Consider the following 12118-nt stretch of genomic DNA (forward strand, 5'->3'; position numbering starts at 1 on the left):
TAAAACAGTTAAAAAAAAAGCAGGCCCTATGTCATACGTCTTATTAGTGGACGATAGTCCGGTCATCCTTAAAATACTGCGTCATCTGGCAACCCGTATTGATCATCATGATGCCGTAGCTGCGGCATCTCTGAGTCAGGCAAAACAGATTCACCAACAAAACCCGGACAGTTGTTTTGCCGCTGTCGTGGATCTGACCCTGCCAGATGCGTCATCAGCAGATATCGTCGACTATTTTATCAATGCGAAGGTGCCGACCATCGTACTTACCGGCAACTTCGATGAAAAGCTGCAAAACCAATTGATTCAAAAAGGCATTGTTGACTATGTCCGTAAGGAAGGTCGTTATTCTTACGAATATGCCATCGATCTGGTGAACCGTCTGTCCCGCAACCTGAGAACACGGGTACTGGTGGTTGAGGATTCCAAGGCAGTTCGCAGTCATATCAGGCATTTACTGCAAACGCAATTGTTTGAAGTACTGGAAGCCGGTAACGGACTGGAAGCTCTGAAAGTATTAAAGCAACACCCGGAAATCAAACTGGTAATCACCGATTATGAGATGCCCGAAATGGATGGGTTCGAACTGGTGCTGACACTGCGCCATAAACTGGACCGTCAGGACATGGTCATTATCGGCCTGTCGTCGACAGAGGAAGCTAATACATCCACCCGGTTCATTAAAAACGGAGCCAATGACTTTCTGGCAAAACCCTTTAACAGTGAAGAATTTCATTGCCGCATTCACAGCAATATGGATAACCTGTATCTGCTGGAACGGGTACAGGCCATGGCCTATGAAGATGATTTGACCGGACTCCCCAACCGTCGCTGGTTTTATGAACATGCGGAACCAGCCCTGGCACTGACCAATCAACATCATAAACCGTTTTGTCTTGCTCTTCTCAGTCTTGATGAATATCAGGCACTCAATGATGCTTACGGCCGTGATCTCGGTGATCGGCTACTGACTTTTTTTGCCCGCGAACTACGCGAGTCTTTTCCAAAACAGATCCTGGCCCGCACCGGTGTGGAGGAATTTGCCATCGTATTTCCTGGTCAGGATCAGGAACAAAGTGGTGAGCTGCTCAATCGATTTAAACAGCACATTGCGGTGCAGGCAATTGAACACGGAGAGGAAGACATATTTATCACCTTTACCGCCGGCATAGCCAGTCAACCCGCCCGTTCGCTGGACAATTTCCTGCTTCGGGCCAATAACTGTCTACTGGAAGCCAAGCACGCTGGCAGCAATATGATCTTTGGAGAAGAATGAGAAGATAAGGTCTTTACTTTAATCATCCTGCAGATCGATTGTTTTTCCTGACCACATTTGTTATTTACGTGGCTTGTCCTCATTTTGCCTGATTCAAAGGGGCCCTCATGAAAAAAGCGCTGCTTCGCGGGATCCTGAATATTCTCCCATTAGTCATCTCTATCTGGCTGTTCTGGTCCATTATTGAAACATTGGATGACTTGGGGTTGTCGTTGCTGCAGTTGCTGGGCTGGTCGACACCATGGCCCGGAAGCGGCTTCGTCCTGATTATCGGTCTGATTCTAACCATTGGCCTGGCATTCAGCGTCAGCCCTATCGTCTGGTTGTATCAGCGGATGGAGGTGCAGTTACTGCGGTTTCCATTGTTTAAAACTGTATATGGTTCGATCAAGGACCTGGCGTCACTGATGAACCGCAACCCCACCCAGAACAAACACCGGCAAACAGTACTCATCAAACAACCCGGCGGCCACTATATTGTCGGTTTTGTGACCAGCGACCATGTGCCTTCACCACTGACAGAGGCTCTGCCCGATGAGCCGGAAGAGTGGGTACCGGTATTGTTTCAGCTCAGCTATCAGATTGCCGGAGTAACGATACTGGCGAAAAAGTCTGATCTGATTTATGTGGACTGGTCTTTTGAAGAGGCCGTTCGTTTTATGTTGACCGCCGGTATTTCACAGACCGGCAGCCAGACGACCAAGGGGGGATAATGATTAAGACCGTAATCGTTGGTTACGGCTATTCTGCCAAAACTTTCCATCTGCCGTTTTTAACGCTGAATAATGCTTTTGATGTGGTTGGATTCGTATCATCAAGGCCAGAAGAAATCCTGGCCACCTACCCGGTAACCCAAATCTTTTCGCAACTGTCAGAATGTCTGCAGAGACTGAAACCAGACCTTGTCATTGTGACCACACCTAATCATCTGCATTTCAGTCAGGCAAAGAGTGCGCTTCTAGCAGGTGCCCATGTGGTGGTGGAGAAGCCATTTACGCTAAACACTGCTGAGGCTCGGGAGCTCATTGAACTTGCACGCCGGCAACAGAAAAAACTGACCGTTTTTCACAATCGCCGCTGGGATGGAGATTTTCTGACGGTGAAAAAACTAATTTCTTCCGGCAAACTGGGAGAGGTTAAAATATTCGAAAGCCGCTTTGATCGCTTTCGACCACAAATTCGCAATCGGTGGCGAGAAAATGCGGGACCCGGATCTGGCATTTTTTGGGACCTGGCGCCGCACCTGATTGATCAGGCGATCACGTTATTTGGATTACCTATCAATACCAACTCTCAGCTTTATACTTTACGCAAATCAGGCGAAAGCACCGATGCTTTCCATTTAACATTGAGTTACCCCGATAAGGTCGTTTATCTTTCCTCCTCACCCTTTCAGGCTGGCGACAATGAACGCTTTAATATTCAGGGAACTCTTGGCAGTTTTCGAAAGTACGGACTGGATCCACAGGAAACACAGTTAAAACAGGGCCTTACCCCCGGAACTGATGAGTGGGGCATGGATAAACTGGAATATTATGGGACTCTTTTCACAGAACTAGAAAAAAACTCTCTGAAAACTGAAATTGGTTGCTATGAACAATTCTTTCTACAACTGGAAAACTCTATCCTGAATAACGATGATGAACCGGTCATACCCGAAACCATTATTCCCGTTATTGAGATGATTGAAAATTCCATAACATCAATATAAGCAAACATTATAAGAAGTACTTTAAATACCACTCTATTACGCAGAAAAACTTATAGAAATCATGTTAAATGGAATTGATTGTTAACAATAAAGAGTCCGACAACATAGACAAAAAACCAGAACGTTTCTGAGTATCGTCGGTGACCAGGTCAGTAAAATGGTTTTGCGGGAAGCAGGAGCTTATAAGACATAAATGATTAATTTGAGCAATTTTTTTAACACGGTGTTGGTAATGCCGGTATTTTTTCAGAAGATCTTTAGCAGACAATTATTACTTAATATCAAAGCCATGATAAGTATTGATTTCATAGCAACAAGATCAACAGGAATATCTTCTCGACTCACCTCCCGATGTACATCATCACGAAGGCAGCCATTACACAGACACAGATAGATCTGGAAATAAAGGATTACAAAATGGAAAACAGAACCTGCCAGTACCATACAGATAGAATGATAAAAGGTAATGCCCGTACTGTATTTAATATGAATGATCAATACACTTTAACAAATGGTATTACTGGTGTGATTCAAATGACAGCCGGACAGCAGCCATGCCGGAGGTACTGTGCCTAAGTCTGCTGAAATCAAAACACTCATCATCCTGATTGCATTTACGTTGATTACGGTGATTGTTTATTCTCTGGGATCGTTTAATACCACTCTGGACCTGCTTGACCCGGAAGAGGGATTCATGATTATCCCCATTCAAAACCACGGGGCCTCAATCAAAAAAATATACAACCATAAGCACCGTCTGGAACTGATCTGTCATATTGATGACCCCAAAGTCGAAAGATTCTGCGGCTTTACAGTCATGCTATCTGATGATATGCGCCACGGCCGGGACTTCTCCCACTTCCAAAAAATCAGGTTCCAGGCCACATACAACACCCCTCAGGTAGAGAAAGGCATTCGTATCTACCTGCGTAACTTCAACCCTGATTATTCCCGGCTGAATGAGCCGGTGACGATCAAGTTCAATTCATTTATGTTACCCCCTCCAGATGGCAAACCGCTGACGATTCCCATGAATCTTCTACAGGTCGAAACCTGGTGGATAGCTCTGCTGAAGATGAATCTTGAGCATGCCAGGGTAGAGCTCAACAATGTATCGATGGTGGAGGTGTTGTCGAATTCCATAACGAGTACCGGTGATTTTGAGCTGACTGTCGATCAACTGACGTTTCAGGGAGAGCTGATATCAGGTTTTAATCTGGCCAAAATCCTGTTGGTCATCTGGTTTGTCACAGCCATCGTACTGCTCAACAGCAATCGCCTGAAGCTTCAAAAAGCCATAATCAGTGACCCATTGACCGGCGCACTGAACCGACGCGGCCTGCTTCATCACTTCGAGCGGATGAAGTCATCCGGTGACTATAAAGTCACTACAGCATTCTATGTCAACCTGGATAACTTCAAGCAGATAAATGACAGCCTGGGACATCAGATCGGTGATCATATCCTGAAATGCATCAGTCAGCGTATTCAGGCACTGCTGACAGAATACGAACCTGATCTGCTGACACGCCCGGCCTTTGGTCGTTTTTCCAGTGATGAATACCTGATCATTTTTCATCATCTCAGCCAGGAGCAGCTTCAATGGATGGACTGCCGTCTGCATCAGGCCATCAACGAACCAATGCACTACGAGCAGATGGATCTTCAGGTCTATGCCAGTATTGGTATAGCTGTTACAAACAAACCAGATACATTTGATGAATTGTTCACCCGGGCCGATACCGCCATGCGTATCGCCAAACAGAGTGGCAAAAACCTGAGCCGGATGTTTGACAGTGAAATCTATGCCATTCGACAGGAGCGAATCAAGCTCGCGGCAGATCTGCGACAAGCGATCAACCTGCAGGCTTTCGAGCTACTCTATATGCCTATCTTCGCTTCAGACACCCTGAAAATTAAGGCTGTGGAAGCGCTCATTCGATGCAACTATGAACCGATCAAACATATTGGTCCGGAAGTGTTTATTCCAGTGGCAGAGGAATATGACCTGATTCAATCAATCGACCTGTGGGTCATAGAAACCATTTTCAAGCAGTTGCAGAACAACCGGCAATTGAATCAGTTTTCAAACCTGAAATTCAGCATTAACATTTCCGCCAAGGAACTCTATAACGTTAATTTTCCCAATATTCTGGCTGAGTGGATTGCGCGCTACGACGTGGAACCAGCCATGGTTGAGCTTGAAATCACCGAAACCTGTCTGGTCGATGTGGGCGACAGTGTGATCAATAATATCAATCGACTTAAAAGACTGGGCTTCTCAATTGCGCTGGATGACTTTGGCACCGGTTATATGGCATTCAATCAGTTGAACCTGTTCCCTGTTGACACCATTAAAATCGATAAAAGTTTCGTCAATTCTTTTGATCCGACCAAACAACAAAGATCAGTAGCCATCGAGGCAGTACTGTTGCTCGCAGAATCCTTTAACCTGAGAACCGTTGCCGAAGGTGTGGAAACACAGGAACAATATTTGTATCTGAAAAAACAAAAGTGTCAGTTCTTTCAGGGTTACTTCAAAAGCCCGCCGCTGGACTGGCAGACACTCTGCCAACGCTGGCATCAATTAGAAGCTGCTTGCCCCAAAGAAAACCGAGTGCTAGGATCACCAGCATGAACGCATATATCTTATTTAACATTTCATCAACCACCACCACCTCAACCACGGAGTTGCTTGGGGGGTAAGGTGTATTGATTTTAAAAAACTCTCTGAGCGCAAGCCAGGGAGTTTTTTTATGCCTTCGGTTTTGTGTTCAGAGTTTGAAAACCACTGGAGGCAAGTATGAAATCCCATCGCGAAATCGGCGAAAAACTCGATCTGTTCCACTCAGAACCCCAGGCACCGGGCATGATGTTCTGGCACCCTGACGGCTGGCGGTTATTTCAGAATATTGAAAACCACATGCGCTCTGTTTATCTCGCTAATCATTTCAGCGAGATACGGACTCCACAGTTCATGAAAAAAGAGCTATGGCAGATATCCGGCCATCTGGAGAAGTTCGCCGACAATATGTTTATTGGCGGAGACGCGGATATGCCGAATGACTATGCACTAAAGCCCATGTCCTGCCCGGCACATATCCTGTATTTTCAGCGAGGCGTTCACAGTTACCGGGAGTTACCAATAAAGTTGTTTGAGTTTGGCCTGGTGCATCGCAATGAACCTTCCGGGGCACTCAATGGCTGTCTGCGCTTGCGCCAGTTCACTCAGGATGATGCCCATGTTTTTTGTGACTGGCAGCAGGCCGAGGCCGAGATCATTGCCTTTCTTGAACGGGCGCAGCAGGTTTATCGGTTGTTTGGTTACCGTGAGTTTCAAATTAAAATATCGACTCAACCGGAGAATGCCTTCGGCTCGGACGAAGATTGGCAACGCGCGGAACAACTGCTGGCTATAGCCTGCCAGCATGCCGGTCATGGGTTTGAATGGCAGGTCGGCGAAGGCGCTTTTTATGGCCCCAAAATTGAAATCAGTCTGCACGACAGTATGGGACGCGAATGGCAATGCGGCACAATTCAATGTGATTTCAACCTGCCACAGCGGTTTGATCTGTCGTATGTCAATGAACAGAATGAATTTATCCGGCCGGTGATTCTGCATCAGGCCATGTATGGTTCTATCGAACGATGGATAGGTATTCTGCTGGAAAGTTATCAGGGCATACTTCCAGCCTGGATTCACCCGCTGCCGGTTGCCGTTGCCGCAGTCACTGAAGCCAGCCGTGATTATGTGCAATCACTTCAACAGCAGTTACATTCAGCTGGAATCGCCTCTCGTGTTGATGTCGGTTCAGGCAGCGTCTCGCGAAAAATCAGGCGATTTTATCAGTACCATGTTCCCATCATGATCATTGTTGGTGAGCAGGAAGCCAAACAGCAGACTGTGCAAATACGGCTGAGAGGTTCAAAAGAGGCCATGAAAACACTGAACCGTGATGAACTGGTATCGTTTGTCCAGCAACAGATCCATCAACCTGTCACAGAGGTTTGAGTAAGCAAACAATACGACCGGTTTCTCGAAAGCCCATCGTTTTATGGGCCTGTATGCTGTGGTGATTGGTCACCTCAGCATCACTGGCCAGCTCGGTAAACCCCTGCTGACGGGCCCATTCTTCCGCTGCGGCCATCAACATCCGGCCATATCCCTGGCCACGCATATCGCTATCGATATACCAACCTTCGACGTAGGGTACCCGATTATGGGTACTGCCTTCAGCATAAGCGCGGATATTCAGTTCGATCATGCCACCGAGTTGTCCATTACTCCGTTCCAACACCAACACGGTGGTAAGGTGCAAAGGGCTGCCTGAAAAATACTGCGATATCTCCGCTGCAAAGTCGGCCTCGATATCCGGCCAAAGCTGCTCGCGCAAACGACACCATTGCTCTGCATCACGCACGTCAACCGGCCGCACTTTCATAATCTTAGTGACGCCTCAGACGCTGCATCAGTTCTTCAACACTGTTGAGCACCACAAGTGAACGGGTTACTTCAGGCCAGGCAAATTCGTGACTGATCATATTATCGAGCAGCGAGATAAAAGCGTCGTAGTAACCAAACAGATTCAATAAAAAACAGGGTTTTTGATGATAGTTCAGCATGTGCCAGGTCCACACCTCAAACAGCTCTTCCATGGTACCGGGTCCACCGGGCAGAGCCACGAACGCATCGGCCATATTCATCATCTGCATTTTTCGTTCATGCATGTCTTTCACGGTATGCAATTCGGTCAGTCCCATGTGGGCCATTTCCCGGTCTACCAATGCTTCGGGAATGACTCCGTACGCTCTGCCGCCATGGGCCAGAACGGCATCCGCAACAATCCCCATCAGACCCGAATGACCACCACCGAACACCAGGTCCCAGTGATGTTCAACCATACTTTGCCCCAAGGCCTTGGCTGCCTGGGCATAACGAGGGTCTTTACCGGGTTTGGAACCACAATACACCGCCAGTTTCATAGCTAATCTGTCCAATGCTGAATGTTCCATTCAGAGTAACATATTTCCATTTAACGAAAATACGAACGGAAGAAGGAAGTCATGATTACACGGCAATAATTGCTGCCGAACCTGACTTCAGAGCGATTGCGAGAAGCAATCGCGAGAGTTAGAGCAGGAGTGGGCCCGGAGAGAAGAGATCCCGTACAAATCTATCTGCACGGGATGTTACCAGGCCGTTATTCATTCAAATGCACGTTATTCCAGAGCCCCGACAATGGCATCCACGATTTCCGGATTAATCTGCGCACCGGTATGACGATCGAAAATACTAAAGCCATAGGCATTGGCATAACCATTGTCCCAGTAGACAGGCACCATGTCGTGCTCGACTGCGGATTTGGAGATATATTCATTCCAATAAACCCGGTAGCGCTCGTGACCACTCACCGCAGGTCTGGAAATCACACCATATTCACCCAATATGACACCAATACCACGATCCACGAAATGAGACTTCATTTTCTGGAACTGGCTGTCCACATAGGATTCATTGGCCCAGGTTTCAGTCACGTTCGGGTCAGTGGCCAACGCTCCCCATTGGGTAATATTGCTGTTCTCATTCAAAGTGAAGTTATAGGGATCGTAGTAATGCACTTCCATCAACATTCTCTCCGCGACAGTATCAGTCGGGATCTGAGCAAAGTTCACGGTATGATCAATATTGGTATTGAAGCCCTGTACCACCAGGTAACGGTCAGCATTCTTGCCACCTGTTTCACGCACGGTGGTTATAAATGTCTGGTTAAAGCTGTTTTGTACGGTGTAATACTCGTAAGTTGGAGTCGTATAATCGCCTTCAACCATGACTTCATTGGTACCCGCAAACAGTAAACGATGATCGTAGTCGCGGAAGTGAGTGGCAATCTGTTTCCACATAATCGCCAAGCGGTTGTTTACATAATCCTGCTGATCATACGTCGGTTGCATCCAGCCGCCGTCCCAATGAATATTCATGATGACATACAGGTCAGCATTCAGCGCATAATTAACCACTTCCTCCACCCGATCCATCCAGGCATCAGTAATGGTAAAGTTGGATGCATTAGAGAACTTGCTCCAGGCCACCGGCAGACGCACAGTATCGAACCCTGCCGCTTTAACAGAGTTGAACAATTGCTGGTTCAGCAGAGGATTACCCCAGTTGGTTTCGCCACCCGTCGCATCCAGTGAGTTACCGGCATTCCAACCAACTCCCATCATGTCGGTCAGTTCCACAGCGGATGGTTCATTACCAGAGCCGTTATCTCCGCCATTGTCACCGCCGTTATCACCTCCGTTGTCTCCGCCGTTATCGCCTCCGTTGTCTCCGCCATTGTCACCGCCGTTATCGCCTCCGTTGTCACCTCCCGCAACGACGCAGCTGGTGATGGTTCCCATGGCATTATCACCGTTGCCTTGAAAACCGAATTCTGTCGATTGACCGGGCTGTATTGTGGCATTCCATTCGAGACTATTGGCGGTATAAGGATTACTGCCTGATAAATTGACATTCCAGGAGTTGACGATAGTGGTCGCGGCGGAATAGCTCCATTCAACCTCCCAACTGGTGATAGCCGTCGTGCCGTCATTGGTAAGTTCAATGGCGCTGGTGAATCCTGACCCCCAGTCATTGATGACTTTGTATTCACACTGCACAGCCTGAACCTGATATGACAGCAACGATGCTGCCACAAGCATCCCACCAGCCTTCAGAGCTCTCAGGGATGTTTTGAGTTTATGGGAAAACATAGTGATTATCCTTTGGAATATTATGACTAACAAAATCTGAAACCCGATATAGCCGCAATGCCGTTAAAGATACTTATCGCAGCTCTAGAACAGAGGCGCATCGTTGACCGGCAATAGATATACAGACACAACAAATCCGGTTGGTAGCGTTTTATAAAATCAGAAAATTTTTCTGCTGCCGTATCGACTATTTTTTATGGCGATAAACGATACGTGATCACAACGTTGCCTGACATAGCTTCATACTAATGAATGAAAACCCGTTTGATATCATGATCAGGCTCGTCATCAACACACTATTTTGTATTACGGGTTTATAGACAACATTGTTTATAAGTTAATGAAATAAAAGATTTTTTTGTTTTTAAGGCAAAAACGATACGTTTATTTTTTTATAATCGCCCTTAAATCTGTGATTGAGTTCGCGGCAGGACACAGTTAACAGACCATGTCAGGAGCAAATTTCGATAAAGACATGTACCGTATACCCGATGTTTTCGAAGCAAAAAACCTGAAAATTATGAAAAAAGAGAAATAGCATCGATCGGCAAACCGATGCATGCGATTGAAGATGTATGACCTGATGACCAAAACGGCCTTTGATCATCAGGCCGGCAGGAAAACAGTCTGCTTAAAATTCACCCTGCAGCCAGATCACCATGTCGTCGATTTTCAAGTTCTCCCATGCGGGCGATATCACTTGCGGATCAGCATTATTCATACGCTCTTGCAGCGTTTTCAGGCTCCAGTCCCCTTCAATATGCAGCCTTCTGGATTCCCACTGAATACCGCGTTGCTGCCACAACGACGCACTGGCCCATGATCCCTTATCCTCGATAAAAACCGGATCAGCCTGTTGATCATTATTCAGATCAATCATAAACAGGTGCCAGTCGATTTGCCGATTGCCGCGCCACTCCTCGCGATCGTTATAAAGAGCCTCCAGAAGCCCCTCTGGAAGCTCTGCTTGCGGTGGATATACAGACAACTGTCGTTCAAACGACTGCAGTAACAAGCCTTCATCGACCTCTCTGTCACGCCTATGATATTGGCTGTCTGCCAATGCCAACAGCAAAGCATCATCATCACTATACTGTTGTTTCAGTTGCTCAGCAGCGAGAAAACCGGGCAGTCCCAAATGGTAAAATAAATACCATGGGTCAATCGCACTCACATCATGATTTTCTTCATATCGGGAAATTTGATCAGCCGCACTTATTTTACGTAAATCGATCAAGGGTGAATTTAACAGGACCAGCGAGACAATCAGCATGATCCCCGCAGCGTTATTGGTACGTCCAATTTCCGTCGGCCAGGCATCCCACCGACGCAGAATATGCCAACTATAAGACAGCACCAGGCTTGCCAGAAACGCCCAGATCACAAGCGCCCAGCCACGCTCAACTGTAACCCCGTATTGCTGAATACGGAGATACAAACCATATGCGGCAATCAGGGAGAAGACCGGTAGCAACAGACAAGCCGCATAAATTATCCGATGCAACCAGAGACCATAAATCCGGCGATCTCCACACTGATAGACTGCGTTCAAGAAAAACAGCAGACACCCCTGCAGAGATAGAACCATCACCGTACCTTTACCGGTATTCCACAACGCCTGTAATCCGGTAAACGGCAAGGCCAGTAGGAACAGCACAGCCATGATCACCAGCAATGGCAACAACCACTGACTGAAAACCCGCAACAAAGACACCAAGGTATCCAACAACGATTCCAGTGACCGAAACAGAATAATGCCACCCGCGAATGCCAGTGCTAGAACCGGATAGTAAAACCATATACGGTCGAACAGTTCACTGAAGAAATCGATACCGATCAGCTTGAACAACTCCGCCCACAACATCATCAATGCCCAGACAATCAGAGTAAAGAACATACTCAATAACAGAATGAAGAGGTTACGCCAGACGGAGTGAAACAACGGTGCATAGCAATTTGACTGTCTGTCAGCCCAGCGTTGTAAATAGCTCTGACCGACAAAACACAAAATGGTGATACTGCAGATGAAGTTAAATTTAATGTAATGATCGTACAACTGATCAACGGGCAACAATTGCAGACCAATATAGGTCGCCAGACTGGCCAGCAAGACTGTCACTATGGCCAGGCCGATGTACATCCGCCGACGATTATCGGTTCGCAGACCCAACTGCAACATACAAGGAATGGTAAGTGTGAGGCTATATAGAAGAAACAGCCAAACCGGTTGTTCGAAAGGCCACAGCTGCGCATCCAATTGCACCCCCAACGCCCCAAGAGCCAACCCCTGGAGCAATCCGGCCAGCAAAATCGTTCGCCGTGGAATAGTGACTATATTCATATCGATCTCAAAGTCCTTATCAATGGTTTTTTCCTGA

9 protein-coding genes are annotated in these 12118 nt (G+C 47.0%); 5 read left to right on the top strand and 4 right to left on the bottom strand.

Going from position 1 to position 12118, the window contains the following annotated elements:
* Positions 1–28: 28 nt before the first annotated feature.
* The 5 genes from ACQY6I_RS20095 (at position 29) to thrS (ending at position 6999) form a co-directional block, all read left to right on the top strand.
* Positions 29–1276: a response regulator gene (locus ACQY6I_RS20095; protein ID WP_428243298.1), complete on the top strand. Its 1248-nt coding sequence runs from the start codon at positions 29–31 to the stop codon at positions 1274–1276.
* A gap of 107 nt (positions 1277–1383) precedes the next feature.
* Positions 1384–1989: a DUF502 domain-containing protein gene (locus ACQY6I_RS20100; protein ID WP_428243299.1), complete on the top strand. Its 606-nt coding sequence runs from the start codon at positions 1384–1386 to the stop codon at positions 1987–1989.
* Entirely contained in the window at positions 1989–2987 is a 999-nt protein-coding gene (locus ACQY6I_RS20105; RefSeq protein ID WP_428243300.1) for an oxidoreductase, read from the top strand. The genes ACQY6I_RS20100 and ACQY6I_RS20105 overlap by 1 nt, the downstream gene beginning before the upstream one ends.
* A 568-nt stretch (positions 2988–3555) precedes the next feature.
* Positions 3556–5625, top strand: a complete 2070-nt coding sequence (locus tag ACQY6I_RS20110; RefSeq protein WP_428243301.1) for a putative bifunctional diguanylate cyclase/phosphodiesterase — start codon at positions 3556–3558, stop codon at positions 5623–5625.
* Between the two features lie 165 nt (positions 5626–5790).
* The gene (gene thrS / locus ACQY6I_RS20115; RefSeq protein ID WP_428243302.1) at positions 5791–6999 is read left to right on the top strand and encodes a threonine--tRNA ligase; all 1209 of its coding nucleotides are present in this window, start codon (positions 5791–5793) and stop codon (positions 6997–6999) included.
* Here thrS and ACQY6I_RS20120 read toward each other — a convergent pair.
* The 4 genes from ACQY6I_RS20120 to ACQY6I_RS20135 all read right to left on the bottom strand — a co-directional run bounded on the left by ACQY6I_RS20120 (position 6986) and on the right by ACQY6I_RS20135 (position 12081).
* The gene (locus ACQY6I_RS20120) at positions 6986–7429 is read right to left on the bottom strand and encodes an N-acetyltransferase family protein (protein WP_428243303.1); all 444 of its coding nucleotides are present in this window, start codon (positions 7427–7429) and stop codon (positions 6986–6988) included. The two genes, thrS and ACQY6I_RS20120, sit on opposite strands and share 14 nt — an antisense overlap.
* 4 nt (positions 7430–7433) lie before the next feature.
* Positions 7434–7970 (bottom strand): TIGR00730 family Rossman fold protein, encoded by a 537-nt coding sequence (locus ACQY6I_RS20125; protein ID WP_428243304.1) that lies wholly within the window; start codon positions 7968–7970, stop codon positions 7434–7436.
* A 237-nt stretch (positions 7971–8207) separates the two neighbouring features.
* The gene (locus ACQY6I_RS20130; RefSeq protein WP_428243305.1) at positions 8208–9740 is read right to left on the bottom strand and encodes a cellulase family glycosylhydrolase; all 1533 of its coding nucleotides are present in this window, start codon (positions 9738–9740) and stop codon (positions 8208–8210) included.
* Between the two features lie 631 nt (positions 9741–10371).
* Entirely contained in the window at positions 10372–12081 is a 1710-nt protein-coding gene (locus tag ACQY6I_RS20135) for a DUF4153 domain-containing protein (RefSeq protein ID WP_428243306.1), read from the bottom strand.
* Positions 12082–12118: the final 37 nt, after the last annotated feature.

It is taken from the genome of Gynuella sp. (assembly GCF_050297175.1).
Lineage (GTDB): Bacteria > Pseudomonadota > Gammaproteobacteria > Pseudomonadales > Natronospirillaceae > Gynuella.

Bases quoted from the DNA above. Each gene is read 5' to 3' on its own strand.
- ACQY6I_RS20095 (WP_428243298.1), top strand. From the start codon at position 29: ATGTCATACGTCTTATTAGTGGACGATAGTCCGGTCATCCTTAAAATA.
- ACQY6I_RS20100 (WP_428243299.1), top strand. From the start codon at position 1,384: ATGAAAAAAGCGCTGCTTCGCGGGATCCTGAATATTCTCCCATTAGTC.
- ACQY6I_RS20105 (WP_428243300.1), top strand. From the start codon at position 1,989: ATGATTAAGACCGTAATCGTTGGTTACGGCTATTCTGCCAAAACTTTC.
- thrS (WP_428243302.1), top strand. From the start codon at position 5,791: ATGAAATCCCATCGCGAAATCGGCGAAAAACTCGATCTGTTCCACTCA.
- ACQY6I_RS20120 (WP_428243303.1), bottom strand. From the start codon at position 7,429: ATGAAAGTGCGGCCGGTTGACGTGCGTGATGCAGAGCAATGGTGTCGT.
- ACQY6I_RS20125 (WP_428243304.1), bottom strand. From the start codon at position 7,970: ATGAAACTGGCGGTGTATTGTGGTTCCAAACCCGGTAAAGACCCTCGT.
- ACQY6I_RS20130 (WP_428243305.1), bottom strand. From the start codon at position 9,740: ATGTTTTCCCATAAACTCAAAACATCCCTGAGAGCTCTGAAGGCTGGT.
- ACQY6I_RS20135 (WP_428243306.1), bottom strand. From the start codon at position 12,081: ATGAATATAGTCACTATTCCACGGCGAACGATTTTGCTGGCCGGATTG.